19 protein-coding genes, 5 pseudogenes and 1 other annotated feature are annotated in these 26,044 nt (G+C 60.4%); of the genes and pseudogenes, 10 read left to right on the plus strand and 14 right to left on the minus strand.

Annotated features, from left to right (window positions below):
- Window positions 1-134: 134 nt before the first annotated feature.
- A complete protein-coding gene (locus K3725_RS01340) occupies window positions 135-566 on the minus strand; it encodes a DUF1489 family protein (protein WP_260017107.1) in 432 nt (143 codons plus the stop codon).
- A gap of 194 nt (window positions 567-760) precedes the next feature.
- Here K3725_RS01340 and K3725_RS01345 point away from each other — a divergent pair, with 194 nt between their 5' ends.
- Together K3725_RS01345 and K3725_RS01350 are read left to right on the plus strand one after the other, a co-directional pair.
- Complete coding sequence (locus K3725_RS01345; protein WP_260017108.1) at window positions 761-3,058, plus strand: adenosylcobalamin-dependent ribonucleoside-diphosphate reductase; 2,298 nt, start codon at window positions 761-763, stop codon at window positions 3,056-3,058.
- 323 nt (window positions 3,059-3,381) lie between these two features.
- Window positions 3,382-4,479 carry an AAA family ATPase gene (locus tag K3725_RS01350; RefSeq protein ID WP_260017109.1) on the plus strand — a complete coding sequence of 366 codons (1,098 nt, stop codon included), beginning with the start codon at window positions 3,382-3,384 and terminating at the stop codon, window positions 4,477-4,479.
- 522 nt (window positions 4,480-5,001) lie between these two features.
- Here the strand turns inward: K3725_RS01350 and K3725_RS01355 are convergent.
- Window positions 5,002-5,934, minus strand: a complete 933-nt coding sequence (locus K3725_RS01355; protein ID WP_260016545.1) for an IS5 family transposase — start codon at window positions 5,932-5,934, stop codon at window positions 5,002-5,004.
- Window positions 5,935-5,964: 30 nt separating this feature from the next.
- On the opposite strand from K3725_RS01355, the gene K3725_RS01360 reads away from it, so the two are divergent.
- The 4 genes and pseudogenes from K3725_RS01360 to K3725_RS01380 all read left to right on the plus strand — a co-directional run bounded on the left by K3725_RS01360 (window position 5,965) and on the right by K3725_RS01380 (window position 9,897).
- On the plus strand, window positions 5,965-6,492 hold the full coding sequence (locus tag K3725_RS01360) for an EamA family transporter (protein WP_260017110.1): 528 nt from the start codon (window positions 5,965-5,967) through the stop codon (window positions 6,490-6,492).
- A gap of 827 nt (window positions 6,493-7,319) precedes the next feature.
- Window positions 7,320-7,619, plus strand: coding sequence for a hypothetical protein (locus K3725_RS01365; protein WP_260017111.1), 300 nt, complete (start codon window positions 7,320-7,322; stop codon window positions 7,617-7,619).
- Between the two features lie 72 nt (window positions 7,620-7,691).
- A pseudogene (locus K3725_RS01370) lies at window positions 7,692-8,459 on the plus strand (transposase); the annotation flags it as partial.
- Window positions 8,460-8,521: 62 nt separating this feature from the next.
- Window positions 8,522-9,897 (plus strand): annotated as a pseudogene (locus K3725_RS01380) (IS3 family transposase).
- Window positions 8,856-9,010: a sequence feature (AL1L pseudoknot), on the plus strand. It overlaps the preceding pseudogene by 155 nt.
- A 42-nt stretch (window positions 9,898-9,939) precedes the next feature.
- Here the strand turns inward: K3725_RS01380 and K3725_RS01385 are convergent.
- The 6 genes and pseudogenes from K3725_RS01385 to K3725_RS01410 all read right to left on the minus strand — a co-directional run.
- Window positions 9,940-10,217, minus strand: a pseudogene (locus tag K3725_RS01385) (transposase); the annotation flags it as partial.
- A gap of 215 nt (window positions 10,218-10,432) precedes the next feature.
- Window positions 10,433-10,690, minus strand: a complete 258-nt coding sequence (locus K3725_RS01390; protein ID WP_260017112.1) for a PAAR domain-containing protein — start codon at window positions 10,688-10,690, stop codon at window positions 10,433-10,435.
- A gap of 46 nt (window positions 10,691-10,736) precedes the next feature.
- Entirely contained in the window at window positions 10,737-12,785 is a 2,049-nt protein-coding gene (locus K3725_RS01395) for a type VI secretion system Vgr family protein (protein WP_260017113.1), read from the minus strand.
- A gap of 177 nt (window positions 12,786-12,962) precedes the next feature.
- A pseudogene (locus K3725_RS01400) lies at window positions 12,963-13,903 on the minus strand (IS481 family transposase).
- A gap of 291 nt (window positions 13,904-14,194) precedes the next feature.
- A complete protein-coding gene (gene uvrB, locus K3725_RS01405) occupies window positions 14,195-16,393 on the minus strand; it encodes an excinuclease ABC subunit UvrB (RefSeq protein ID WP_260017114.1) in 2,199 nt (732 codons plus the stop codon).
- A gap of 87 nt (window positions 16,394-16,480) precedes the next feature.
- Entirely contained in the window at window positions 16,481-16,930 is a 450-nt protein-coding gene (locus K3725_RS01410) for a MarR family winged helix-turn-helix transcriptional regulator (RefSeq protein WP_260017115.1), read from the minus strand.
- Window positions 16,931-17,016: 86 nt separating this feature from the next.
- Here K3725_RS01410 and K3725_RS01415 point away from each other — a divergent pair, with 86 nt between their 5' ends.
- Together K3725_RS01415 and K3725_RS01420 are read left to right on the plus strand one after the other, a co-directional pair.
- Entirely contained in the window at window positions 17,017-17,703 is a 687-nt protein-coding gene (locus K3725_RS01415; RefSeq protein ID WP_260017116.1) for a glutathione S-transferase family protein, read from the plus strand.
- 85 nt (window positions 17,704-17,788) lie between these two features.
- A complete protein-coding gene (locus tag K3725_RS01420; protein ID WP_260017117.1) occupies window positions 17,789-18,100 on the plus strand; it encodes an ETC complex I subunit in 312 nt (103 codons plus the stop codon).
- A 525-nt stretch (window positions 18,101-18,625) separates the two neighbouring features.
- Here K3725_RS01420 and K3725_RS01425 read toward each other — a convergent pair.
- Window positions 18,626-18,841 (minus strand): hypothetical protein, encoded by a 216-nt coding sequence (locus K3725_RS01425; protein WP_260017118.1) that lies wholly within the window; start codon window positions 18,839-18,841, stop codon window positions 18,626-18,628.
- 156 nt (window positions 18,842-18,997) lie between these two features.
- On the opposite strand from K3725_RS01425, the pseudogene K3725_RS01430 reads away from it, so the two are divergent.
- Window positions 18,998-19,971, plus strand: a pseudogene (locus tag K3725_RS01430) (IS5 family transposase).
- Between the two features lie 326 nt (window positions 19,972-20,297).
- On the opposite strand, the gene K3725_RS01440 reads toward K3725_RS01430, so the two are convergent.
- Complete coding sequence (locus K3725_RS01440) at window positions 20,298-20,666, minus strand: group 1 truncated hemoglobin (RefSeq protein ID WP_260006256.1); 369 nt, start codon at window positions 20,664-20,666, stop codon at window positions 20,298-20,300.
- 385 nt (window positions 20,667-21,051) lie between these two features.
- Here K3725_RS01440 and K3725_RS01445 point away from each other — a divergent pair, with 385 nt between their 5' ends.
- Complete coding sequence (locus K3725_RS01445) at window positions 21,052-21,876, plus strand: type 1 glutamine amidotransferase domain-containing protein (protein ID WP_260006255.1); 825 nt, start codon at window positions 21,052-21,054, stop codon at window positions 21,874-21,876.
- Between the two features lie 708 nt (window positions 21,877-22,584).
- Here the strand turns inward: K3725_RS01445 and K3725_RS01450 are convergent.
- Genes K3725_RS01450 through K3725_RS01465 form a run of 4 tightly spaced genes read right to left on the minus strand, consistent with a single transcriptional unit; the run spans window position 22,585 to window position 26,021 of the window.
- Window positions 22,585-23,670 carry an FAD-dependent oxidoreductase gene (locus tag K3725_RS01450; RefSeq protein WP_260006253.1) on the minus strand — a complete coding sequence of 362 codons (1,086 nt, stop codon included), beginning with the start codon at window positions 23,668-23,670 and terminating at the stop codon, window positions 22,585-22,587.
- On the minus strand, window positions 23,670-24,344 hold the full coding sequence (locus K3725_RS01455) for an SDR family NAD(P)-dependent oxidoreductase (protein WP_260006251.1): 675 nt from the start codon (window positions 24,342-24,344) through the stop codon (window positions 23,670-23,672). The genes K3725_RS01450 and K3725_RS01455 overlap by 1 nt, the downstream gene beginning before the upstream one ends.
- A gap of 4 nt (window positions 24,345-24,348) precedes the next feature.
- Window positions 24,349-25,026: a cupin domain-containing protein gene (locus tag K3725_RS01460; RefSeq protein WP_260017119.1), complete on the minus strand. Its 678-nt coding sequence runs from the start codon at window positions 25,024-25,026 to the stop codon at window positions 24,349-24,351.
- A 14-nt stretch (window positions 25,027-25,040) separates the two neighbouring features.
- Window positions 25,041-26,021 carry an MBL fold metallo-hydrolase gene (locus K3725_RS01465; protein ID WP_260017120.1) on the minus strand — a complete coding sequence of 327 codons (981 nt, stop codon included), beginning with the start codon at window positions 26,019-26,021 and terminating at the stop codon, window positions 25,041-25,043.
- Between the last annotated feature and the right edge of the window lie 23 nt (window positions 26,022-26,044).

Below are 26,044 nucleotides of genomic sequence, written 5' to 3' on the forward strand. Positions count from 1 at the left end.
TCCGGATGTATGCTGCCCGCTGGGGCGCTCCCGCCCGGAGCTGGAAGCATCAAGAGATACTTCCGCCCCGGTTGGGCCGTGCGCCGGGCTGACGCCCGGCGCTGGAGAGGCTGCCGCGGGGGGAGCGGACGGCCTCAGATAACTCCGATTTCCGCCAGTGCTTGTGACAGTTCAGGCGGCAGTGGTTCTTCCTGGCTTTTGCCTGCAGGCAGATCGGCAGGCGACTCTTCGGGTTTCAGATAGCGCCAGCCCTGGAACGGGCGTTTCGGTGCTGTGTGGGTGCGGTGCAGCTCCGGATGCAGGATAATGGCGCAGCGGCGGATGCCGTCCTCGCCGGTGATTTCATCCAGGCGCAGAATGCGCTGGCGGCACTGGATCAGCCCCTTGATCACCCAATAGATGGACCCGCCGTTCATAAGCTCCGTCTCTCGCTTGGGCCACATGCGGGTCACGTGGCGCGGCAGGCCCTCCGGCAGTTCCGCACGCCGCATCTTCTGCCAGGCCATCAGGCTGCCGACGCTTTCGGTGCCGACCGAAAGCTTCACAAGATTCACGTGCTTATCCACAGGTTCCCCACAGAGTCGTCCAGAGCTTTGACAGTATATAGTAGTTTACGGAACGCTGACTTCAAGGTATTGTGTTTCTCCACGCATTTGCTGCAAGTAAGCCTTAACAAAAAATGGATTCGCCACGGTGCCCTGAAAAAGCAGCCGCAGCGGAGCCGTTTTCATGAAGCCCGAACGAGCCGAAGGACCGACACATGAGCCGCTTTGCCGCCCCCATCGCCGAGCAGATCTGGGATATGAAATACCGTTTCAAGCAGGCCGATGGCGCGCCGATCGACGTGACCGTCGAGGACACCTGGCGGCGCATCGCGCGTGACCTGGCGCGGGCGGAAAAGAAACCGGACATTTGGGAAGAGAAGTTCTATGGCGCGCTGGAGGACTTCAAGTACCTGCCCGCGGGCCGCATCACCGCAGGTGCCGGCACCGCGCGCCAGGTCACGCTGTTCAACTGCTTTGTGATGGGCACTGTGCCGGACAGCATGTCGGGCATCTTCGACATGCTGAAAGAGGCAGCGCTGACCATGCAGCAGGGCGGCGGCATCGGTTATGATTTCTCTACCATCCGGCCGCGCGGCGCCGATGTGAAGGGCGTGGCGGCGGATGCCTCCGGCCCGCTGTCGTTCATGGACGTGTGGGATGCGATGTGCCGCACGATCATGTCGGCAGGTAGCCGCCGCGGTGCGATGATGGCGACCATGCGCTGCGACCACCCGGATATCGAAGCCTTCATCACTGCCAAATCCGACTCGGCCCGCCTGCGCATGTTCAACATGTCGGTGCTGGTCACCGATGACTTCATGGATGCGGTGAAATCCGACGGCTCCTGGGAACTGCAATTCGACGGCAAGGTCTATCACACCGTCGAGGCGCGCGGCCTGTGGAACAAGATCATGCAGGCGACCTATGACTATGCCGAGCCGGGCGTGATCTTCATCGACCGCATCAACAAGGCCAACAACCTCAACTACATCGAGACTATTTGCGCCACCAACCCTTGCGGCGAGCAGCCGCTGCCGCCCTATGGCGCCTGCCTGCTGGGCTCGATCAACATGGCGCGGCTGGTGGCCAACCCGTTCGAGAGTGACGCACAGCTGGACCAGGCTGCAATGCAGGAACTGGTCGCCACCGCAGTCCGGATGATGGACAACGTGGTCGACGTCTCCAAGTTTCCGCTGGAGGCGCAGGCGCAGGAAGCCAGGAACAAGCGCCGGATCGGCCTGGGTGTGACCGGCCTGGCCGATGCGCTGCTGATGCTTGGCCTGGAATACGGCTCTGACGAGGCGGCGCGTCAGACCGATGAATGGCTGCACGCGATCGCCCGCGCCGCCTATCTGGCGTCGGTTGACCTTGCCAAGGAAAAAGGCGCCTTCCCGCTGTTCGACGCCGAGAAGTACCTGAACTCCGGCAACATGCTGAACATGGATGAGGACGTGCGCGACGCGATCCGCGAGCATGGCATCCGCAACGCGCTGCTGACGTCCATCGCGCCGACGGGCACTATTTCTCTGTATGCAGGCAACGTCTCTTCGGGGATCGAGCCGGTGTTTGCCTATGCCTATACCCGCAAGGTGCTGCAGAAAGACGGCTCGCGCACCGAGGAGGAAGTGGTCGACTATGCGGTGCAGATGTACCGCGAGAAGTTCGGCGCCGACGCGGCATTGCCCGATTACTTCGTCAATGCCCAGACGCTGAGCCCCGCAGCCCATGTCAAGATGCAGGCGGCAGCGCAGAAGTGGATCGACTCGTCGATTTCCAAGACCATCAACTGCCCGGAAGATATTTCCTTTGATGAGTTCAAGGACGTCTACATGCAGGCCTGGGATCAGGGCTGCAAAGGCTGCACCACTTACCGTCCGAACGACGTGACCGGATCGGTCCTGTCGGTCAGCGAGAGCGCAGACACAGCACCGGGCGAGACCGCCAAGGCGCCGCATGAGAGCGACATGGGCGAGAACGGCGCGGAGGTGGTCTATATGTCCGAACCGCTGGACCGCCCGCAGTCCCTGGAGGGCCATACCTACAAGCTGAAATGGCCGGACAGCGAGCACGCGATCTACCTCACCATCAACGACATCATCATCAACGGCCACCGCCGCCCGTTCGAGGTCTTCATCAACTCCAAGAACATGGAGCATTATGCCTGGACGCTGGCGCTTACGCGGATGATCTCGGCCGTGTTCCGCCGCGGCGGGGACGTGTCTTTTGTGGTCGAGGAGCTGAAAGCGGTGTTCGATCCGCGCGGCGGCGCCTGGGTTCAGGGCAAGTACATCCCATCGATCCTGGCCGCGATCGGCGGCGTGATCGAGACCCACATGGTCAAGACCGGCTTTCTGGAAGGCGAGGGCATGGGTCTGAAGTCCGACCCGCAGGCGCAAGTGGTGAATTTGAACGCCCCGCGCGGCAAGGCCTGCCCCAGCTGCGGCCAGTTCGACATGCAGATGGTCGAAGGCTGCATGACCTGCCGAAGCTGCGGCCACTCGAAGTGCGGGTGATGTGATCAGCAGCTGTTTGTTGTCGGACCCACGAAATAACTGCCATTGATGGGGGTTTTCTGCCATTCCGACACGAGGTTAATTGCCATCGGCCGATCTTCGGCCGGTGGTTTTGTTTTAAAACAATGACTTATGTGATCTCTGCCTTCTGCATGTTGAAGGGATCCGTTTCCCCTCCGCAGATCAGCGCCACCTGTTGACTGAAATGGCCGTATTGAGCAGGACTGAAGCTCAAACCTGGCCAGGTTCTTTCCATCATTTCCCCGAACGCACCGTGTGCAATCGGGGGCCAGACGGCGCGGCGCGCCGGGAAAGGGCCAGCTATGTCCAAGATCAAGTTCATCGAAGCAGAGTTCCACAATGCCGACAAAGACCGGCGTGCAATACGGCAGCGCCTGGAACGGTTCCTGAAAACGCGCCGCGCCCTCGAGCGAGGCATTGAGCCTCCGGACCCTGAGGATCGTGATGACCGCCTTCGCTGGGAAACCGAATTGATGCAGGTTGGTCTCGGGCGCGAAGGTCAGGACCGCGTGGACCGCCGGGTAAACCGGCTGGCGGAACGGCGGGCTGCGGCCGCAGGTCTCTCCCACCTCAAGCTCGACGACCGGAGAGCCTTGGAGGTTCTGCGCAACGGTGTGGAGCTGATCCGGATCCGGACAGAGCATCAGGCGGATGAAATCGCTGCCGGGATCCACGCCGATATGCCCTGGATGGCGCCTGCGACCGATCTTCTTTGGAAGTCCATGCGGCGCTCAGTCCGCAATGGGGATGCAGGCTTCCGCCTGCCTCCGGTGCTGCTGGACGGTCCTCCGGGGATTGGAAAGAGCATGTGGGCCCGTCAGCTGAGCAACGCACTTGGCGTGCCCCGCTGTGGTGTGGAGGCGACGGCGGAGCAAGCGTCGTTCGGTATCGTGGGCTCTCAGCGCGGCTGGTCCAACGCGCAGCCGGGGCGCCCTTTGATGACGATCCTGAAGCACCTGATTGCGAACCCAGTGGTTGTTGTTGACGAAGTGGAAAAGGCCGGGGTTGCAACTTCCACCAAAGGAAACAGCTTCGGCCTGACCGAGGGGCTGCTGTCCCTCCTGGAGCCATCTTCTGCAACTTTGTGGCAGTGCCCCTTTTACCAGGTGGGTTTCGACATGTCCTGGATCAGCTGGGTGCTGACCTCCAACACCTTGGTCACTCTACCAGCCCCTCTGCTGAGCCGCCTGGAGGTCATCCGCCTTCCGCCAGTTTCAGTATCCGAACTAGCCGCTTTTGCTCGCCGTGAGGGCTGCCGGCGTGGATTGACGCAAGACTCTGTCGAGGCTGTGGCCGAAGCGTTGGAAATTGCCGGAAGCGGTGCGGAGCTGAACCTTCGGCATGTCATCCGGATGCTAACCCGGGGTGAAGTGATGGAGGCGGCTTGGACCCGTCATTGAGGATGTCGTTTCCGGACATTGCAAAATAGGGGCTGGCTGGCGGTATAGCTAACCAAACCGGCCCATTGTTGCCTTTGGCCAACCGATTATGATGCTGCGGTCGCAGCCCGCATTGCCGCCATTCGCTGCTAGCGCAAAGCCGGAAGACCAAACGAGGTCTGGACGCGGGACGGAGCCGCCGTTCGCCGCTCACGCAGCATAGACAGCGAGGAACGGCAGCTTTGCTGCAAATCGCGTCCTTTGCAAAGTCGTGCCAACGAAGTCGGCTGAGTATGTGTTCCGCGCCGCCAAAGCTACATCGCGACCGCGCTGTCGTGGCCAAAGAGACCGACACCGTGGCATGCGCCGTTTTTCTGTTGAAGAAAGGGCGCTCAGTCAGGCGCGTTGCGGCTTCACAAAAATGTCGGCAACTCGTTGGGTTTAAAGCGTTTTAAGTTGCACGAACTCAGCGCTTCCTGCACTCTGTGGGGCGTTGTTGCGCAAATCTGTGTCTGAGCGGAGTTCCCCTTTCCCCGGACGGACTTATTCTGCGGTCACTGTGATAGGGGTGCCTAGTGCGGTGTAACCGTTGAGCACGGCAATACGGACCTGCAGTTCCGCAACCTGACGCTCGAAATCGCGCGCCATGAGGGATTGGCCAAGCAGCTTGATACAGTTCATTTTTGCCTCGACGCGGCTTCGGCGGTGGTATCCGCTCCATCGCCGCCAGAGGGCGCGACCCAAGTATTTCGAGGCGCGCAAAGCTTCGTTGCGGGCTGCGGCGCCGGGGCTCGTTGGCTTCCACGGCTTGGCGTTCTTTCGGGGCGGGATGACTGCGGCAGCGCCGCGGGCAGCGATTGCCTCGTGACAGTTTCGGGTGTCGTAAGCGCCATCAGCTGTCACTGAACCGATCACTTCGTCCGCAGAGATCTGTTCCAGGAGATCTGGCAGGATGGGAGCATCACCGATGTTGCTGCCGGTGACCTCGACCGCTCGAACCTCCAATGTTTCCTCGTCGATCCCGATATGTATCTTACGCCAGATGCGGCGTTTGGGGCCACCATGCTTGCGGGCATTCCATTCGCCTTCCCCCTCGGACTTGATGCCGGTGCTGTCGATCAGCAGGTTCAACGGGCCCGCGCCGCCACGATAGGGGATGGCTACGTTCAATGTTCGCTGGCGACGACAGAGCGTGCTGAAGTCCGGCACTGTCCAATCAAGCCCGACCAGCTGCAGCAGGCTCTGCACGAACCCCGTGGTCTGCCTCAACGGCATTCCGAACAGCACCTTCATTGTCAGGCACGTCTGGATCGCCGCATCGCTGAAACTCGGATGCCTCCCACGCTTCCCGGTCGGCGGAGGCTTCCACTCCATGCCTGGATCAAACCAGATCGTCAGCGATCCACGCTGCCGCAATGCTTCATTGTAAGCCGACCAGTTCGTGGTCTTGTACTTCGTGGACGCCCAACTGCTCATACCACCCAGCTATCAGGCTGGATTCATACAGTGAATCCCTCAAACGATTTGTGCAACAACGCCATCCTGATCGGCAAAGATGGATTTGCACTCCAGCTATCTGAGATACTCGGCTACGGTCTTGCCTTTGTTGGAGCAATTCTCTGGGCGCTGTTCTCAAACCTGCGCCGCCATGATCAGTCAGACGCTATCTCTGCTATGACGACAATCTGCTTTGCGTCGTCTCTGATTTGCGGGCTTTGGTGGATGACAAAGGGTGCGAACCTGCCGGCGCTGACCGCCTCAGATGTTTGGGTCATCGCCGCGCTGGGTTTGGGCCCTGCCGGAGGTGCGTTCTTTCTCTGGGATCTGGGAATGCGCCAAGGTCACGCTGCTCTGCTTGGTGTCCTGGGATACTCAGCTCCGGTATTCTCCACCATACTCATGCTTGTACTTGGCTTAGGCCAACCAGGCTGGGAAGTCTTCGCCGCGATAGCCTTTATCACTTTGGGTGGTATCGTCGTTCACTCCGGATCAAAAGGCCCGACGAAGTGCGTGGCTAATGCTGAAACAAGGTAAAAGGAAAATGGAACGACGTCCGCTGTTGCCTCTGAACAAGCCGCTCGTCTCACGCAGATCGAAAATGCTGCTTTTTTGGGGCTTTTGCGTTTTCGTTCTGATTTCTGTGGGCACCGCAGTTGTGCTTATCTGAGATTACCCACTGACTGTCGCTCGGATTTCTGCGGTTTGCTGAAAGCTAACAACGCTGCAGCGCGGTTAGTCGAAGCTGCCGTTACTGCTCAATGCAGCGAACATCCGTTTCCTGCTCTTCTAGTGGGTTGCTGTAGACAAAAGTGCAGTTTCCCGTCATCGAGGCAGTTTGCAGCGAAAATTCACTTTGTCCCGCGTCTGAGTTGTCCGATGGAGCTGCGGCGAATTTACGGTTTCGGTTCACGCCACCCTGACGCCCGCGAGCGTCCGGTTCGGTGAAATTTGCTGCGTTGCGGCGGTAGGCCTGCCGCAACCGCGAAGGGATGCTGCGTCAGCGAAGTGTCAAAATCCAAGGTCGGTTTTGTCCCGCTATCTGTCGCTTGATCCCAGCTGTATGAAGTTCAGCTTTTGCCATCCAGGTAATCCAGCTTGATGGTAATTCGGGTCGACAGTGACCGCCATGAGTGCGGCCAAATGAGCACGGGACCTTATTCAATTGATCAAAAACGGGGCCAGCTCTGCCGTCCTCGCCGCCTAGAAAATCGTAATTACTCCAAAGTATCCTACCCCGGTATACCTGCGCATCCAGCGCGGCACTTTTGATGTGTTTGCACAACTTATGAGTGATTTTAGATTTGAGCTGCGTGGGGTAGGGTCAGCTGGTTGTGACACGATATGAATACGCCAGTTGGTTCATGGGGATCGATGACGGATTTCGTGCGAAGACATTCCCACCTTCATTGTGTTCTGCCAAAGCCAAGGGCCGGCAAGGCGTGCAGGAGGCCTTCTGCCTCGGCCCGGGCATCTCTCAAAGCGCTTTGAACACGCTTGGTTTAGCAGCGCTAAAAAATGTTCCAAGACAGGGTGCAAATCAGCCACTTCATAAACCACAGGAGCAAGCCGGGAGGTTCAAGCGTCTGCCGCTTTCAGCCAGCGTGGGAGTGCTGGCTTTCCGCTCCACAGTTTTGGAAAAAATATTTCTGAAAAAATATTGACGATATTGCCGACTGTTGGAATGCCCCATCTGAACTGGTCCACCGTTATGTTTAGGAAACGGAGGACAGAGAATGGCGAACAAGCGGCACAAGCCAGAGGAAATAGTTCAGAAGCTGCGGCAGGTTGACGTGCTTGTCGGGCAAGGTATGGCACGTGTTGATGCGGTCCGGGAGGTTCGCATCACGGAGCAAACCTACTACCGCTGGCGCAAGCAGTATGGCGGGATGGGAACCGACCAACTGAAGGAACTCAAGCGTCTCCAGAAAGAGAACGAGCGGCTGAGAAAGGCCGTGTCGGACCTGACGCTGGACAAGCTCATCCTGAAGGAAGCCGCACGGGGAAACTTCTGAGCCCCGCTCGTCGCCGAGCCTGCATCGAGCTGATCCATAGCGAGATGAAGGTATCAGAGCGTCGGATCTGCCGCGTGCTCGGGCAGCATCGCTCGACGCAGCGGCATCGTCCAAGGGGCCGGGAAGACGAGGAACGGCTGGTTGCCGACATGACCGAGCTGGCCAGGCAATACGGCAGCTACGGCTACCGGCGCGTTGCCGTGCTGCTGCGAGATTCAGGTTGGCAGGTCATAGCCGGTCTCCTCAGCGGTGTGGTCTACGCAAAACCACTGTTGAGACCTGAGACCCGGTTATGGCCACCCGCTGCGCGGTTTGAGGGCTGCGCGCGCGGCCATAACCTCTCAGCGGCCAATCTTCCCGACGTGCTATGGCCCGGAGTTCGTTGCGCAGGCCGTGCAGGACTGGATCAAAGCCGTCGGTGCAAAGACGGCTTACATCGAACCCGGCTCACCCTGGGAGAACGGATACTGTGAAAGCTTCAACGCCCGGAGGGTAAGTGAACCGCACCGGGTTTGCCGGAGGCTTCAACTCCTGAGTAGGATGAAGCCACAATGAGCAAGACAACAAACAAGTATTCCCCTGAGGTCCGCGAGCGTGCGGTGCGTCTGGTGCTGGACAACCAGGGCCAGCACAGTTCCCGCTGGCAGGCGATCATGTCAATATCCGCGAAGATTGGCTGTTCGGCGCATACGTTGAATGAGTGGGTGAAGAAGGCAGAAGTCGACAGCGGCAAGCGGGCGGGTGTTCCCACCGATGTCGCCGACAGTGCGGGTCGTTCGCGCAGCGATCACATGATCCGGGGGATCATTTGAAGGCCCAAACGAAGGCGCTTGAGCGGGAGAACCGCGAGCTGCGCCAGGCGAACGAGATCCTCCGCAAGGCATCGGCGTATTTTGCGATGGCGGAGCTCGACCGCCGGTCGAAGTGATGGTGTCCTTTATCCGCTGCCCGGCAGTCGATACGCAGTATCGATGAGAGGGGACATGCATCGCAGTGAGCATGGGGTCGAGCCGATCTGCACTGTCCTGCCGATTGCCCCTTCCACGTATTACGAGCACCTGGCGAAGCGGGCTGATCCGGCCCGGTTGTCAGACCGTGCCCGGCGTGACGCGGCATTGCGGCCCGAGATCCTGCGTGTTTTCGAAGAGAACTGGCAGGTCTATGGCGTGCGGAAGGTCTGGCGGCAATTGCAACGGGAAGGTTTCGATGTCGCCCGCTGCACGGTCGCCCGGCTGATGAAGAGCATGGGCATTCAAGGTATCATCCGGGGCAAGCCGCACAAAACCACGGTGCCCGACAAGAAGGCCCCATGCCCGCTGGATAAAGTGAACCGGCAATTCCGTGTGCCTGCTCCAAATATGCTCTGGGTCAGCGATTTCACCTATGTCGCCACCTGGAAAGGGTTTGCCTATGTCGCCTTCGTTATTGATGCCTATGCCCGCAAGATCGTCGGCTGGCGTGTCAGCACCTCGGCGCATGCCGGGTTCGTTCTCGATGCGCTGGAGCAGGCTGTTCATGAGCGGCGGCCGACGAAGGCGATGGGGCTTGTTCACCACTCAGATCGCGGCAGCCAATACCTATCGATCAAATACTCAGAGCGGTTGGGAGAAGCTGGTATCGAGCCCTCTGTCGGCAGCGTCGGGGACAGCTATGAGTTCAAGCAGCTCCGCGCAGAGGATCAAATGATCCGGGGGATCATTTGAATGCGCAGAACGCCCTGGCCGAGACGATCAACGGCTTGTTCAAAGCCGAGGTCATCCACCGCCGGGGCCCTTGGCGCAACTGCGAGGCGGTGGAATACGCAACGCTCGAATGGGTGGATTGGTTCAACAACCGCCGTCTGCTTGAGCCTATCGGGAACATTCCGCCGGCAGAAGCAGAGGCCAATTTCTACGCCGCTCTGGAAACTGAGGATATTGCCGCGTAACTAACTGAAATCAGCCTCCGGCAAACCCGGTGCGGTTCAGTTCAGTGGACGCCCTTGGCTGTCACAGATTGCGTGCAGCTTAGTGTTCATGCCGCCCTTAGTGCGCCCGATCAGGCGCCCGCGCCCCCCTTTTCAACCCCAAGACTGGAGGCCGTGCGGTGTGCTTTCAGGTAAGTTGCGTCGATCATCACGGTCTTTTCCTCACCGTGTTCAGCAGCCAGACCGGTCATCATCCGGGCAAAGATGCCTTTTTCGCTCCACCGCTTCCAACGATTGTACAAGGTCTTGTGCGGGCCGTAATCTTTGGGCGCATCACGCCATCCACCGGAAATCAATGGCTCCTGACCCTAAGCCGCAGCGGTCGGAACCGGGTCTTCTGCAATGAGCATCAATTGCAGGCACGAACCAGCTCCCGTTTTTCTTCCGCGCCTCCATTCTGCAAATGTTGCCAGCATGGCGAGAATTACATCCGGTCATTGCAAGCTTCCAAGCGGGTTCATCAAGGTGCTGGATACGGTGCAGAGAGCGGGGCCCCTCACGGCATGACCTTGTGGTTTGGCGATCCTGTGGTGATGGTGCCGCCGACGGAGGTTGGGGAGCCGGTATAGGCGATGGGGCGGCCGCCGTCTTTTGACATGGACGACCCGGCCACGATCACCGCGCCGCAGCTGGTCTTGTCGCCCACGCGCGCGACCGGGCGGCCGTCAACGGTGGCGCTGCCGCCGCTGACGATCCGGCAGCTGCGGCATCTGGGGCAGGCGTGGGTGTCGCCGATCCGGGCTACCGGTTGCATGGAACCGTCTCCTGCGGCACTGCGAGGGTCAGGCGCACCATTCAGGTCAATCCTTCTGCTGAACGCATTCTTCGACCAGCGGCAGGCCGTCGCGGGCGGCGTTCTGCAGCGTGGGCACCTGGGCGCCGCCGCTGCCGCCCATGCTGACCGCGCCTTTCAGATTGATGCTGGCAGCCTCCAGCGTGATCCCGCCCGCATCGATGGTGATCTTGCCGCCCGGGCCCTTGATGGTGAACGTCTCAAAAGCCATCAGCGTATGGCTGCGGGTGTTGTTGGTGATCGCTTCGGTCACGTTGAGGGTGGATTTCCCGAACACCGTTTCCTCGTGGTTGCGGCCGATCTGCACCAGATGGTCGGCATAGATGTCCTGCTTGTGGATATTGCCCACCACATGCACATGGTCCTTGCCGTATTCCTCCTGCTGGTTGCGGCCGACCTTGTAGAGTACGTCCTGGCCCACGGTTTCGCGCTGGTCGCGGCCCACCGACAGGGTTTCGTCCTGGCCGACGCTTTGGGTCCGGTCACGCCCGATGGCATTGTTCTCATCGCGGCCGATGGTCTTGGAGCGGTCATTCTCGATGACAATCTCCTGGTCCTTCTGGCCGTGCATATAGATCTTTTCCTGATCCCGCTCGTCCTCGAAGGTCAGCTCGTTGAAGCCGCTGCCCTTGTGGGTATCCGTCTTGAACACGGATTTGGTCTTGTGCTGCGGCAGCGGGTAGGGCGGCTTGTTGCGGCCGTTGTAGACGCAGCCGGTGACCAGCGGCTTGTCGGGGTCGCCTTCCAGGAACTCGACCACCACTTCCATGCCAATGCGCGGGATGACCATGCCGCCCCAGCCCTGGCTGGCCCAGTTCTGGCTGACCCGGCAGCGCATCGAATACGCCTTCTCCAGGTCCCAGTGGAAATGCACCAGAATGCGGCCGTGCTCGTCGCAGTCGATCTCGCCGTCGCCGACAACCACCGCGGTCTGCGGCCCCTGCACCACCGGCAGGGGCGTCACCCGCGGCGGCACCATCGGCGCGGTCAGCGGCATCAGCCGGTAATCGGCGGTTAAGGGGCGGGTGGCGGACACACCCTCGCGGTTGGAGCCGTAGCTTTGGCTGACAAAGGAATAGCGCGCCCAGAGGCAGAGGTGTTTGGCGCCATCCCCCGGCACCGCATCGCCGCCCGCCAGCGGCACCACGCCGCCCGGCCGCAAGCCGGTGATGTCGCCGCTGGCGAACTGGCGGGCGTCATGGCCGCGCTCCTCTTCGCAGCGCAGCTGCGCCACCGTCTTGCCCCGCCCCAGGTCCAGGTAACCGCCGGGATAATCATAGGCTTCCAGCTGGCCTTCGGCATATTGCGCATCGCCGATGCGGTCGCTTTCCATCGCTGCCATCGGAGTCTTGAAGTTGTAATCGGTGAGCCGGGTTGCCCCCGTCGTCAGCCGCCGCTCGGGCCCCCAGGCCCAGAAATGCTCGCCTTGGGCACCCTGGTTCTGCGCCGCGCCGTAATAGGGGCGGGCCGGGATTTCGGCGTGGTTCAGCACATCATCCGTCAGCACCAGCGTGTGGCTGGCCTCCTGGTGGCGTATGTGGAAGGAGATCCCGAAACGCTCCATCAGGCGGCGGGCGAAATCCAGGTCGCTTTCGCGGTATTGCACCGTGTACTCCAGCTCCGGATAGTCGTTGCTCAGGGCAATCTCCAGATGCGGGTTGCCCAGATGGCCGTAGTCCGCCAGCAGCTCCTGCAGGATCTCTACCACGGTTTTGTTATGAAAGATCCGCTGGTTGCGCCGTTTACCCGCGAGCCAGAACCAGGGCCTGAGCCGCAGATCATAGCGCCAGCCGTTTTCGCCCGGGCCTTTCCAGCGGGCCTCGGTGATGATGCCGTCAAACAGCGCCGGGCCTTCGGCGCCTGCGATCGTGACCGTGGCATGGGTGCCCAGGAGCGCATCGAAATCGAGATCATCCCGCGTGGCCAGCGCCTCGACCGAATAGTCAAACAGCCCATTCAGCGCCTCGGTCCCGTCAAAGCGCATCAGCACCAGCGCTTCCGGCCCCAAAACGGTTGTCAGCCGCCCCAGCCGGGCGTCCTGCACAAATGCGTTCATCAAATAAAACCCTTAAAAGTTGTGCCGGACACTACGGGTTTCCGCGCAAGGGTCAAGAGACACGCAGCCCGCAGCAAGGGGGAATTCCGGGGTGGTCGACGCACGGCGGAAAAGCTGTGCCCTCACCCCTCCCTAGCCGCGCGCCAGATGGGCGCAGATCTCAATTATGGATCGATACTAGGTGTTCAGTCCCGGCATCTGATGGATCGGATCGATGCTGAATCGATCTGGCTCTGAAGTCCAGATTTTGCAGATGTATTCGTAGGGCGTGAGGCCGCTGAGAGTTTTGAGTCTGCGGGCAAAGTTGTAGGCGGACATGAAGTCGCCGAGATGTGTTCGTAACTGGTCGTGGCTGTCGTAGTGGTATCGCTTCACTGTCGCCTCTTTGATCGTGCGGTTCATCCACTCGACTTGGCCATTGGTCCACGGATGGTTCGGTTTGGTCAGGCGATGCTCGATCCCGTTGGCCTCACAGATCATTTCGAAGCGCATCTGCCGGGAGTATACTCTGCTCGGGTTTCGGGGCTGTTCGGCGAACCGAATACCATTATCAGTCAGGATCGTATGGATGCGATAAGGGACCGCCTTGAGCAAATGTTCGAGAAACTCCCAGGCGGTCTTGCGATCTGCCTTGTCGACGAGGTGGGTGACTGCAAGCTTGCTGGTCCGGTCAATGCCGACGAAAAGATACAGCTTGCCCTCCGCAGTCTGCACCTCGGCAATATCGAAATGAAAAAGCCGATGGGGTAGCGCTTGAACTTCTGCCGCTTAGGCTTGTCGCCCTCGACATCCGGCAAGCGCGAGATGCCATGCCGCTGAAGGCAGTGGTGCAGCGCTGACCGCGTCAGATGCGGGATCGAGGGCTGGAGCGCATAGAGGCAATCATCCAACGGCAGTAGCGTATGCCGCCGGAATGCGACGATCATGGCCTCCTCGGCTTGACTAAGAAGGGTTGAGCGAGGCTCTTTCGGCCCTGTTTTGCGATCCTCAACGGTCTCGCGCTTTCGCCATTTGGCAACAGTCTTCGGGTTGCCCCCGAGTTCCTTGCTCAGCGCCGCGATCGAAGCTTGCGATCGCTGTATTGCTGCTCTGACAGCGTGCGTGCCCTCTCGGCAGATTTGCCATGCAAATCGCCTGCCGGGTGACAGTGCGTGGCGCTCCCGTGACGAACTTGTCCAATAGTGTTTCCTTCCATTCCAAAGAACAGATCGCACCATCAAACCATGGGATCAAACACCTAAGGGCTGCGCCTTCAAGCTGCAGAGCAATCCCTCGCGTATTTCGACTGATTTTAGGGCCAGTTGTCCTTGTCGGAGCACCTTGGCTGAAATTCGGCAAGTCGACCGCGTTATTAGTGACGCATTCTCTGACTTCTTGGAGTAGCGGACGAGGCGGGCAGGCTACCCGCCCTACGAAAACTTCTTCTGCGACTTGCCCCGGTATGCCCTTGTCCCGGCCTTCCCAGCCGTTGACCGCCCCCGCGACTTGACCGCCGCTTCCGACGCTGCCTCCACCGCCGATTGCCGGGCCAGCGGGTCGTCGGAGATCGCGAGGTCCACCGCCTCCAACCTTTTGACCTCGTCGCGCAGGCGGGCGGCTTCTTCGAACTCCAGGTTCTCTGCGGCCTTGCGCATCTGGTCGCGCAGGCCGTTCAGATGCGCCTCCAGGTTGGCGCCGTGCATCGGCTTGTCGATCTGGGCGGTGACGCGGTTCATGTCCACATCGCCCTCGTAAAGGCCGGCCAGAACATCCTCGACGTTTTTCTTGACCGTTTCCGGCGTGATGCCGTGCTCGAGGTTGTAGGCGATCTGCTTTTCGCGGCGGCGGTTGGTCTCGCCCAGGGCGCGCTCCATCGAGCCGGTGATCTTGTCGGCATACATGATGACGCGGCCGTCGGCGTTGCGGGCGGCGCGGCCGATGGTCTGGATCAGCGAGGTCTCGGAGCGCAGGAAGCCTTCCTTGTCGGCGTCCAGAATGGCGACCAGGCCGCATTCGGGGATGTCGAGTCCCTCGCGCAGGAGGTTGATGCCGATGAGCACGTCAAAGGCGCCGAGGCGCAGGTCGCGCAGGATCTCGATGCGTTCCAGCGTGTCGATGTCGGAGTGCATGTAGCGGACCTTGATGCCCTGTTCGTGCAGGTATTCGGTCAGGTCCTCGGCCATGCGTTTGGTGAGGGTTGTGACCAGGGTGCGGAAGCCGTTGGCGGTGACTTTGCGGATTTCGTCCAGCAGGTCGTCCACCTGCATGCCGACGGGGCGGATTTCGACCTGCGGGTCCAAAAGGCCGGTGGGGCGGATCACCTGCTCGGTGAAGACGCCGCCGGACTGGTCCAGCTCCCAGCCCGCGGGGGTGGCGGAGACAAAGACCGACTGCGGGCGCATGGCGTCCCATTCCTCGAACTTAAGGGGTCTGTTGTCCATGCAGGAGGGCAGGCGGAAGCCGTGTTCGGCGAGGGTGAACTTGCGCCGGTGGTCGCCCTTGTACATGCCGCCGATCTGCGGGACGGAGACGTGGCTTTCGTCCGCGAACACGATGGCGTTGTCGGGGATGAATTCAAAGAGGGTCGGGGGCGGCTCGCCCGGGGCGCGGCCCGTGAGGTAGCGGGAATAGTTCTCGATGCCGTTGCAGTGGCCGGTCGCCTCCAGCATTTCGAGGTCGAAATTGCAGCGCTGTTCCAGCCGCTGCGCTTCCAGCAGCTTGCCTTCGCCCTCCAGCTGGGCCAGCCGCATCTTCAGCTCCTGTTTGATGGAGATGATCGCCTGGTTGAGGGTCGGCTTGGGCGTCACGTAGTGGGAGTTCGCATAGACGCGGATCTGGTCGAAGGTGCCGGTTTTCTCGCCGGTCAGCGGGTCGAACTCGGTGATCGCCTCCAGCTCCTCGCCGAAGAAGGAGAGTTTCCAGGCGCGGTCTTCGAGGTGGGCGGGGAAGATTTCCAGCGTGTCGCCGCGGACCCGGAAGGAGCCGCGCTGGAAGGCCTGGTCGTTACGTTTGTATTGCTGGGCGACGAGGTCGGCCATGATCTGGCGCTGGTCGTACATTTCGCCCGCCTTCAGATCCTGGGTCATGGCGGAGTAGGTCTCGACCGAGCCGATGCCGTAGATGCAGCTAACAGACGCGATGATGATGACGTCGTCGCGTTCGAGCAGGGCGCGGGTGGCGGAGTGGCGCATCCGGTCGATCTGCTCGTTGATCTGGGATTCCTTCTCGATATAGGTGTCGGAGCGCGGCACATAGGCCTCCGGCTGGTAATAGTCGTAGAAGGAGACGAAGTATTCGACCGAGTTCTCCGGGAAGAAGCCCTTGAATTCGCCGTATAATTGCGCCGCCAGCGTCTTGTTGGGGGCGAGGATGATCGCCGGGCGCTGGGTTTCCTCGATCACCTTGGCCATGGTGAAGGTCTTGCCGGTGCCGGTGGCGCCCAGAAGGACCTGGTTGCGCTCGCCGTCCAAGACGCCCTGGGACAGTTCCCTGATCGCGGTGGGCTGATCGCCGGCCGGATCAAAGGTGGTGTTCATGACAAACTGCTTGCCGCCCTCCAGCTTGGGCCGCTGCTGCGGCGCGCGCTGGGTCATCATCGGCATGGTCTTGTCGGAATGGGCATAGGGCATCAGGCGACTCCGTTGGCGGCTGGGGCCGATTTTGGTCTGTTTTTGTTCCGGTGCAAGGGGGCGGGGGGTGCAATCCGGAATATGGTGTCAGATTTTGCCGGCAGACGCGGGGCGCAGGAGCTTTCCCAGCAGTTCTGACAGCCGCCGCGCCTCACCCCGGCTGAAATGCGGGGTGACGGCTTGCTGCATGGTGTCCGAGTAAACCGTCCATATCTGCGCGCGGGTCCTGGCGCCCTCGGGAGTGATCAGCAGCACCTGTCCGCGGCCGTCACCGCTGCAGTCCTGCCGGGTGAGGTATCCGGCCCTGGCCAGCCGGTCCGCCAGCCGGGAGACGCCGTATTGCGGCAACAGCAGTTTTTCCTGCAGCTCGTAAGGGCGCAAGCCCGCATCGCCTGCGCATTCCAGCTCCCACAGCAGGTCGTACCAGTCGAGGCCGGGCAGGTCTGCCTGCTTCAGCGCAGCCTCCACCAAAGCCAGAATGGATTTATGGGCGCGGGCGAGCGGCAGCCAGACGGCAAAGGGATCGGGTTGGGTCATGGCGGAAATTTAAATGCAAGTGCATTGACATTCAAGAGCGGCTGCTCATGTAATATACATGCAATTGCATCTAAATGGAGGAACCCATGAGCGACCTGCATCTGATCAGCCACCACCTGTGCCCCTATGTGCAACGGGCGGTGATTGTGCTGAGCGAGAAATCCATTCCGCACCGGCGCACCTATATCGACCTTGCGGACAAACCGGGCTGGTTCCGGGCGTTGTCGCCGACGGGCCGGGTGCCGCTGCTGGAGACCGGCGGGCGGGTGCTGTTTGAAAGCCAGGTGATTGCGGAATACCTGGATGAGACCACGCCTGGCTCGTTGCATCCCGAGGACCCGCTGGAGCGGGCGCGGCACCGGGCCTGGATTGAATTCGGCTCGGACACGCTGGCGGCCATCGGCAAGCTGTACAATGCGCCGGACGAGACGGCGTTCGACGCCGCCGCGGACACCCTGCGCGAACGGCTGGAGCGGATCGCGCCGGAGGTGGCAGGGGTGTTCTTTGCGGGAACTGGGTTTCACATGGTGGACGGGGTCTGGGGCACCATCTTCCGGTATTTCGACACCTTTGATGCCATCGGGGATTTTGGGCTGATGCCCGCGCAGGGCCGGTTGGCGGACTGGCGCGCGGCAGTTGCGGCCCGGCCGTCGGTGCGGCAGGCACCTCCGGAGGGTTACCCGGAGAGGCTGATGGATTTCCTGGCCGCGCGGCAATCATATCTGGGAGCATTAGCGCGCACAGCCTGTGGCGGCGCTGCAAACCCCGGATAACCCTGTTCAAAATGCCACCTTGCCGCAGGCCCGCATCCGGCGCATAAAAGCGCTGGATTTGAGACTCAGGAGCGGGAGACAGCCCATGCAAGCGCGGATTTACCGGCCGGCACGCAACGCCATGACATCCGGCATGGCCAAGACGCGGAAATGGGTGCTGGAGTTTGCGCCGGCCTCGGCCCGGGAAGTGGATCCGCTGATGGGCTGGACCTCCTCCTCCGACACCCAGGCGCAGGTGAAGTTGCGGTTCGACAGCAAGGAGGCCGCGGTTGAATATGCCGAAGATCACGGCATCGATGCGGTGGTTGTCGAACCCAAGGTGCGCAAGGCCAACATCCGCGCAGGCGGTTACGGCGAAAACTTCGCCACCAGCCGCCGCGGTCCCTGGACCCACTGAGTTTGTGTGTGTAAATCTTGATCGAGTTCCCACCGTTTCGGCACGAGTTCTCACCAGGATCTACATATAGGGCGCCCGGCGGGCGCCTTTTCTATATCTGGGTTGGGGCATTGAGGCCGAGGCCGAATGCATTGCGGAAACAGAGCACAGGCTCTTTCGTTTTGCTGTGCCTGCATATTCGGGGGCCAGGTAGCTTCATGCACGGCGATGGGGGCAGCCGCCGCTTTCTGCAACAGTGAAAAGATAGAGTTTCACATCAGCCTGCTCCAAGACGGCAGTCAGTCCAAACTTGCCGTTAAGTTGACATGCTTGGCGCCGATCGCTGCATGTGCGAGCTTTTTCAAGCCTTCCAGCGCAAGCGGACCTTCAGCAGGGCGCAAGCACTTGTTCTTATACCGCCAGCTGGAACAGGGTCAGCAAAGCGCAGGAAGCGGGCTTTGCAAAGTCTCGGGGGCTGGCAGTCGGGCGGCGATCCCATGCTGCATGAGCGATGGCAGGAACAGACCTTCGCCGCACGTGCAGCCGCTAACCATCATCGAACGAACGGGAGGCGGACAAACCCGACATTGGAATTTTGGCCATTGCTGACGCAGCATCCATTCGCGCACGCAGCGCGCCCATGGTTGCGATGCAGCGCATGTCGTCGAAGCGGTCGTTCGCGGGTGTCGATTTGACCCGAACCGAGACCGCACGTTCGCCGCAGCCCTCGCCGACAATCCAGACGCGGGACAAGGCGGTCATGCCTGTTGGGTGATCTGGCTGGAGGGATGCGAATACTCGACATATGAAATGCTGTAAGAAAATACCCTCTCCAAATCGGTTTCGGCAAAGACTGGCTCTGTTGCGCAAATCCCGTGTAGGATTCATCTCATGAATCCAGCGTGGTAGCTGAGATGTATGAGCAGACCTACACCCCCGTCCTACAAGACCAGGAACTGGCCAGCCTACAATGAAGCGCTCAAGCGCCGGGGCTCGCTGACGATCTGGTTCGACCCCGATATGAGCTGGGAGGCCGCGCCGACTGGCAGACGTGGCCGGCAGCAGACCTGCAGCGATGCCGCCATCCAGACCTGCCTTTCCATGAAGGTGTTGTTCGGCATGGCGCTCCGGCAGACGACCGGCTTCGTAGAGAGCCTGCTGCGGCTGGTTGGCCTCGACTGGACGGTGCCCGACTTCAGCACCCTGTCCCGGCGCCAGAAGACCCTGGCTGTGAACATTCCGTATCGCGGCTCCAAGGGGCCGCTGCACCTGCTGATCCCCTCTCGTGACATCACTGCGTGATGCACTGCCGGGCAGCGGACAGCACAGGTATCAAGGTCGAGGGCGAAGGCGAGTGGCACGCCCGCAAGCATGGTGGACCCAAACGGCGCGTCTGGCGCAAGATCCATCTTGGGATCGACGAGGAAACACTGGAGGTTCGCGCAGTCGAGGTCACCGGGAGCCACATTGGCGATGCACCGGTTTTACCCGACCTGCTCAACCAGATCCCGGCGGACCAGCAGATCGGCAGTGTCACGGCTGACGGCGCCTACGATACAGGAAAATGCCACGACGCCATTGCTGACCGTGGCGCCCACGCCGTCATCCCGCCACGCAAGAACGCAAAGCCATGGAAGGCCATCACCGCCGGAGCCGTGGCGCGAAACGAGGCCCTGCGCGCGGCGAAATACCTGGGCCGCGCGCTCTGGCGACGATGGAGCGGATACCACCGCCGAAGCCGCGTCGAGACGAAGATGCACTGTGTGAAGTTGCTGGGGCAGCGCCTTATGGCGCGGGACTTTGACCGTCAGGTCGCGGAACTCCAGGTCCGCATCGCCGTCCTGAACGGATACACCGCGCTCGGCAAACCTGTCACGGACGCTGTGGGATAAGTCCGTCCGGGGAAAGGGGAACCTCGGCCATCACCCGATTTGCGCAACAGAGTCGTTTCGGAGCATCAACTCACTATTAGTCGTTTTGCAATCGATCCCTCATGGCTCGAGACTTCGAGCGCCAGATCGCTGAGCCCAGGTGCGTATCGCCGTGCTGAACGGATACACGGCACTTGGCCTACCAGTTACGCGGCCCGTAGAGTAAGTCCGTTCCGGGAAAGGGCAAGGCCGACCCTCAACAGATTTGCGCAACAAGGCCGACCTAGACCCTATAGGCGACACACCTTGCGTACAGAGTTCAGGATACCGACCGTATCGGATAGCCTTCAAACAAGAATTTCTTCTTTGAGGCTTTCGATAAAGCCGACGACGTCGTTGAATTCCTTCTCAGGCAGATTGAATGCTTTCAAGGTCGCCTTCAGATGTCCAACAAAGACAGTCCAGTCAGCCTCGGAAATTCCCATTCCTTTGTGTGCGCGAACCATGCCGCGGCCAGTATAGTACATTGGCCCGCCGGAAACATTCGCCAGAAAATCAACCAGCAACTGTTTTTCCCGTGCAATTCCATCTGCACCACGATTTTGCCAGAAGCGCCCGAGTAACTCGTCAGCTTGCAGCCGAGGAAGCAGGTTGTCGACAACCGCACGTATCGCATCATAGCCACCGAGGCGCGTGTAGAGTGTTCCGTCGCTCATCTTGGTCTCCATATTCGTTTAGTTTCGATTGCCAGCTGAGGGTTTCGCCCGTGACTATCTATCGATAGGTTGCATGATAGCCGCAAAGACCCCCGGCTTGTCAACGTCTATCTATCAATCGATAGGTATACAGCGCCCGGGACTTTGAAAAGTAGGGGAAGAACCATGGCATAGTAGAGCAATCCTGCGCTGCGTTCGAATACCTGCAGCCGCCTCTCCGGCAGAATCGGGAAGATCAGCTGCCTATCCGATGCCGGCCTTGATCTGAAGCTGGTTCGACGTCGGAACAGGGTACTTTCTGGCAGCCGGGCGCATTGACATCTTCCAAGCAGCCTACATATTAATCTACCTAACGATAGATAGTATTCACTTTGGAGCTTAAGCTATGAAACTCTCTACTACACGCCGGACCTTCCTGGGTTCCGCAACTGCCGCGGCAGGCCTTGTCTTGATGAATTCATTTGCGCTGGCATCGGACAGCGCAAATTCCAGACAGGGCCGCGAGGTCATAACAGGTAACAAGCAAAAGCGTGTTCTGCTCGTGATGTCATCGGTCGATCAAATGGGGATAAGCGGCAAACAGACAGGAACCTGGTTCACCGAGCTTGCCGCCCCCTACTACATCCTGACCGAAGCTGGTTACGAGGTTGTTTTCGCGTCGCCTAAAGGCGGTGAAGCCCCGATTGACCTGCTCAGCATGAAGGAGCCTTTTACCACCGAGCACACCGGGCGCTTCCTCAAGGACCCGGTTGCTATGTTTGCGGCGCGAAACACCATAAAGCTGCGTGAAATCAACTATGACACTTTCGACGCGGTGTTTTTCCCCGGCGGTTACGGTCTTCTTTGGGATCTGGCCTCGGATTCCTATGTCGTCAAGATGATCCGGGACTTCTACGAGACCAACCGGCCTGTTGCGATGGTTTGCCACGCGCCGGCTTTGCTCCGGGACGTCAAAACGTCAGACGGCAAGTATTTGGTCGACGGTGTCAGCTTGACGGGTTTCAAAAACGCCGAAGACACAGAGATCGAGCTGCTGCATCACCTGCTGTTCTCACTTGAGGACGAACTAAAGGGCCGTGGTGCAAATTACATCAGCAAGGCAAACTGGGAAGCAAATGTCGTTGTTGATGGCATGCTGATGACCGGCCAAAGCCCCGCCTCGGCTCCGCCGCTGGCTGAAGCTCTGCGCGACCACATGGCAACTTCCTGATTATCCATTGAGAGAGCCGCAGCGGAAATATTGCCTCGGCTCTCCGATGTGGGAACACAGGCGGAACCTAACTGTAATGCTGACCTTGCACCCACCCCTGGGTCACATGCCTGATGTTTCTCATCCTTCAAAGCCACTAAGCTGCAGGTTGCCCCAATCGGATTGAGGAGACCAAACGGCGTTACATTTCCAGTTGGGATGTGTGGCCGATTTTTTGGGGCGATGGCAGGAGTCCTCGCGTTTTGCTGCGCGGCAGCGATGGAGAAAACTTGTTCCTGGCTATTCCTTGAACCCAAAACTGGGGCCAGAACTGTTGCCGTGGGACGGGAACAGTAGATTGCAGTGAACCGGTATTCGGGCGGGGGCAGCGGATCACCGGACCTGTCAGGCCGCCGGGCTTACGCTCCGTTTTTTGCGATATCAGACGGCCTGCGGCCTGTTGTTAACTGTCTTGCCGGTAGCCTCAGCAGACTTGGCTGCCGCAGGATCGTTTTGCTGCCGTGGACCGCTGGCAGAGCTCCTTACTGCAAAAGCCAGCCGCACCAGAGACAAGGCGCAAGCCGGTTGAGCGTCTCTGGAGCGACGAAGAGCCAGGATCCGCGGCATTTCAAGAGCAGCAGGCGCCTCTACCGCAAGCACCATTAATACTTCCGGCCCCTGGGGCGAAGCTGCAGATGCTGAAAAGCCAAGATGAGCATGCCCAAGAGGTCAGCCATCAGCTTCCATCGATAGCACTGCAGTTTTTGCAGTTTGTTCTGCAGCTTCCAGTGCGCCTTCAAGGAACCCGCCGAACCCGCGTGCGGTCTCGGTTGAACAGAAATGCATGCCGTGCGCCGCTAGGCTTCTGAGACTTGAAGGCAAGCCGTAGCTGGGATGGTATCCTGATGGCACGCGGTCCTGAGCTCGCGCGATTTCCGGGACCGCCGCCCAGTCCTGCAGAACCAGATCAAGGGGGTGCGCCATTTTGGGGCCAAACATCGCTGTGAGCTGGGCCAGGGCCTGGTCCATCATGTCATCCCGCTGCGCTGCGCGCGCCTCCGCAGAGACGCCGACAAAACCGAACAGCGCATAAGGCCCGCCTTCCATCGCGGAGGCATCGTGGATTTCGGCCATGGGACCACGGTGGCTCATCGCATCGCCCGAGAGACCGGCATTGCGCCAATGAGGCTGATCATAGACGGCGAGGATCTTGGCCTGGCCGGCCATCCAAGTCGGGACATTCTTCAAGGACCGGCTTTGAGCTTCATCAAGCGCCGGCTCAAAGCTGACGGTATCCGCAATGACCCGGGGCGGGATGGCCAGCATGATTTTCTTGGCTTTCACGGTCAAAGATGCGCCATTCTGATCAAGATGCGCCGTGATGCTGCCAGGGGAATGCTGAACGGTTTCAAGCCTGGCTTGCGTCAGGATACGCCCTGCATCCAGTGATCCGGCCAGCGCACTGATTAAGGCCCCCATGCCGCCGGCAAGCCGGTAGGACCCTTCCATGGACGCAAAGCCGCGCGCCCGCTGGACCGCGCCGGACCGGTCCTGATACATCTGATCGCCGGTTGAATACTGCGGGAAGACCGGGATATCGAAACGCCGCGCCAGGGCCGCCATACGCGGCTGGCCGGGCCAGAACCAGGCCGGGCCAAGGTCGAATTTTCCACCCGACAGCTCTTTGGTCAGGATGCGCCCGCCGAGGCGGTCCTGCGCCTCGACCAGAAGGAAATCTGCGCCCTTGCGCGTCAGGTGGTCTGCGAGGGCGAGGCCGGACAGGCCGCCGCCCACGATGAGAATGTCCGTTTGCATCAGAATGCCTCCCCCATGGGTCTGAGATCCAGTTCGTGGGTCCAGGTGGATTTTGGCTGGCGGGCGAGCGCGAGATAGGTCTCTGCGATGTCTTCCGGTTGCATCATCCGTGACGGATCCATGCTGTGCAGATCCCGGCTGGCCTCTGTATCGACGATCCCGTCCAGGATCACATGCACGACATGGACGCCCTTGGGCCCATATTCCCGGGCCAGAGACTGGGTCAACGCCCGCAAGGCCGCCTTGGCTGAAGCGAAGGCTGCAAAGTTCCTGCCGCCGCGCAGGCTCGCAGTGGCACCGGAGACGATGAACGTTCCGCCGCCGGTCCCGGCCATTGCAGGCAATACACTGCGCGCCAGATTGACAGCGGATAAGACCATCGCGCGCCAGGTTGCCTCGAATTCGTCATTGCTCGTGTCCTCGAATGGCGAAATGACAAGTTTTGCCGTGTTGTGAACCACAAGCTTGGGCGCGCCATGGGTGCAGATCATGTCCCTTAGCTTGGACCTGCTTCGGCGCGGATCGGTCAGATCAACAGCAAGTGTGGATCCTGCGCCTTGCGGCACCGTGCGGTTCAGGCCAAAGGCCGAATACCCGTTCCGGCCAAAGGAGGAAACCAGTGCCTGTCCAAGCCCGGGACCGGCACCAGCGACGATTGCAAGAGGTTTGGCCATAGTCCTATCCTTTTGCAGGGATGATCGGCGGTTCCGCCAGATGGCCGGATTTGACCCACAGGCGCGCGCCCTCGGACCCGGCCTTGGCATTCAGCGCCATTCCCGGCGGCAAACGCAGCCAGCTGTTTATCCCGAACAGTTCGCCGCCTTCGGTGAAGCTGCCTTCGATCACCAGTGCTTCAAAACCCTTGTGCCCGGTCACGTTGACTTCTGCCTCTGGGCTCCACAGCTCGATCCGGACCCGTTCACGGGAATCCTCGAAAAGCGGGATTTCGGACAGGCCCTCCGCGACAGGGCGCGGTTCCTCAGCTGTTGTGTCGATCGTCAGCTGGGTGCGGTCTTCGGGGTCGAACTGCCAAAGCTTGACAAGGATGGTTGCGCCGTCCGCCGCGCTAGGTGTGTGCGACGTGGTCGGCGGATTGCGCACGTAGGTGCCAACGGGAAAATCCCCGTGTTCGTCCTGAAAGACGCCGTCGAGCACCAGAAACTCCTCGCCCCCGGTATGGGTATGGGCCGAAAAGGCGCTGCCCGGCGCATAGCGGACAATTGTTGTTGCCCGTGCAACCTCATCGCCGATCCGATCCAGCATCCGGCGGTCGACGCCTTTCATCGGTGAGGCAATCCAGGGTTCATTTTCCGAATGGACAACCGCACGTTCATCAAAGTTTGCATTGATTTCCATGTCTTGTTCCTTTCTCAGAGATTGATCTTCATGCCGACGGCAATTGGCACGACACGCTCGCCGTATTGGCGTTCCAGCGCGTTAGTCGCGCGCCATCCGGTACAGTGGCCTGGCATGATCAGGTCGATGTCGAATTGCGCAAAGTCGGCGACGGTCTGGCCGATGATCTTTTCGTTGCCGCCGGCAAGGTGGAAGCCGCCGGTCAGGCCGTGGATTGGCACGCCGGGGAAGTCTCTTCGGGCGGCATGAAGGACATTGACGATGCCCGCATGCGAACAGGCCGAAAACACAACCAGCCCCTTGCCTGCGATGTTTACCGCGACATAGCGCTCGTCCATGAGCAGCGGGTCGTCTTCCCACCCCGTGCCGTCCTCGGTGCGGCGGACATGGCCCGGAAACCCGGCCTCGTAATCCGTGATGCGGGGAATTTCTCCCGAGACATAGAACATTTCGTCCAGCACGCTGAGCGGCTGATCGGTGACAACGGGTGTTGCCCCCTGCGCAGCCAGTTCTTCGGGCGTGGCGATTTCGCGGATTTCGATCAGCTCTCCAGACGAGAGCGGAAAAGCGCGTTTGCGGAACATGCCGGGATGCAGATAAACCGGCAGATCACCGGTCTGGCCATCCTTGCGGATCAGGTCGATGGCCGCAGGAATGCCGCCCGCATGGTCCCAGTGCCCATGCGACAGCGCGATGGCCTCGATGGAGGCAAAGGACTTGCCCAGGCGCGATGCATTGAACCCGACGGCAAAATCAACGGGGCCGGCGTCAAAGAGCAATGTATGCTCCGTATCGCCGCGTTTGGCCGTGATGATCAGCGCCAGACCGTGATTGGCACAGCATTGACCGGCGCCCGAAATCTTCTCCATCCCGGCATTGTGCAGATTGACCCATTCATGGGTGAACCCCTCGGGCACACTGGACAGGCTGTCGGTCTGGTTATCGATCAGCACCAGGATCTCGACACTATCGATGGGTTGAAGCTTGATGGGCATGGGTCTTCTCCGTTTCGAGGTGC

It is taken from the genome of Leisingera sp. S132, assembly GCF_025144465.1.
GTDB lineage: Bacteria > Pseudomonadota > Alphaproteobacteria > Rhodobacterales > Rhodobacteraceae > Leisingera.

Bases quoted from the DNA above. Each gene is read 5' to 3' on its own strand.
- K3725_RS01345 (WP_260017108.1), top strand. From the start codon at position 761: ATGAGCCGCTTTGCCGCCCCCATCGCCGAGCAGATCTGGGATATGAAA.
- K3725_RS01350 (WP_260017109.1), top strand. From the start codon at position 3,382: ATGTCCAAGATCAAGTTCATCGAAGCAGAGTTCCACAATGCCGACAAA.
- K3725_RS01355 (WP_260016545.1), bottom strand. From the start codon at position 5,934: ATGAGCAGTTGGGCGTCCACGAAGTACAAGACCACGAACTGGTCGGCT.
- K3725_RS01365 (WP_260017111.1), top strand. From the start codon at position 7,320: ATGGGGATCGATGACGGATTTCGTGCGAAGACATTCCCACCTTCATTG.
- K3725_RS01390 (WP_260017112.1), bottom strand. From the start codon at position 10,690: ATGCAACCGGTAGCCCGGATCGGCGACACCCACGCCTGCCCCAGATGC.
- K3725_RS01395 (WP_260017113.1), bottom strand. From the start codon at position 12,785: ATGAACGCATTTGTGCAGGACGCCCGGCTGGGGCGGCTGACAACCGTT.
- uvrB (WP_260017114.1), bottom strand. From the start codon at position 16,393: ATGCCCTATGCCCATTCCGACAAGACCATGCCGATGATGACCCAGCGC.
- K3725_RS01410 (WP_260017115.1), bottom strand. From the start codon at position 16,930: ATGACCCAACCCGATCCCTTTGCCGTCTGGCTGCCGCTCGCCCGCGCC.
- K3725_RS01415 (WP_260017116.1), top strand. From the start codon at position 17,017: ATGAGCGACCTGCATCTGATCAGCCACCACCTGTGCCCCTATGTGCAA.
- K3725_RS01420 (WP_260017117.1), top strand. From the start codon at position 17,789: ATGCAAGCGCGGATTTACCGGCCGGCACGCAACGCCATGACATCCGGC.
- K3725_RS01425 (WP_260017118.1), bottom strand. From the start codon at position 18,841: ATGACCGCCTTGTCCCGCGTCTGGATTGTCGGCGAGGGCTGCGGCGAA.
- K3725_RS01440 (WP_260006256.1), bottom strand. From the start codon at position 20,666: ATGAGCGACGGAACACTCTACACGCGCCTCGGTGGCTATGATGCGATA.
- K3725_RS01445 (WP_260006255.1), top strand. From the start codon at position 21,052: ATGAAACTCTCTACTACACGCCGGACCTTCCTGGGTTCCGCAACTGCC.
- K3725_RS01450 (WP_260006253.1), bottom strand. From the start codon at position 23,670: ATGCAAACGGACATTCTCATCGTGGGCGGCGGCCTGTCCGGCCTCGCC.
- K3725_RS01455 (WP_260006251.1), bottom strand. From the start codon at position 24,344: ATGGCCAAACCTCTTGCAATCGTCGCTGGTGCCGGTCCCGGGCTTGGA.
- K3725_RS01460 (WP_260017119.1), bottom strand. From the start codon at position 25,026: ATGGAAATCAATGCAAACTTTGATGAACGTGCGGTTGTCCATTCGGAA.
- K3725_RS01465 (WP_260017120.1), bottom strand. From the start codon at position 26,021: ATGCCCATCAAGCTTCAACCCATCGATAGTGTCGAGATCCTGGTGCTG.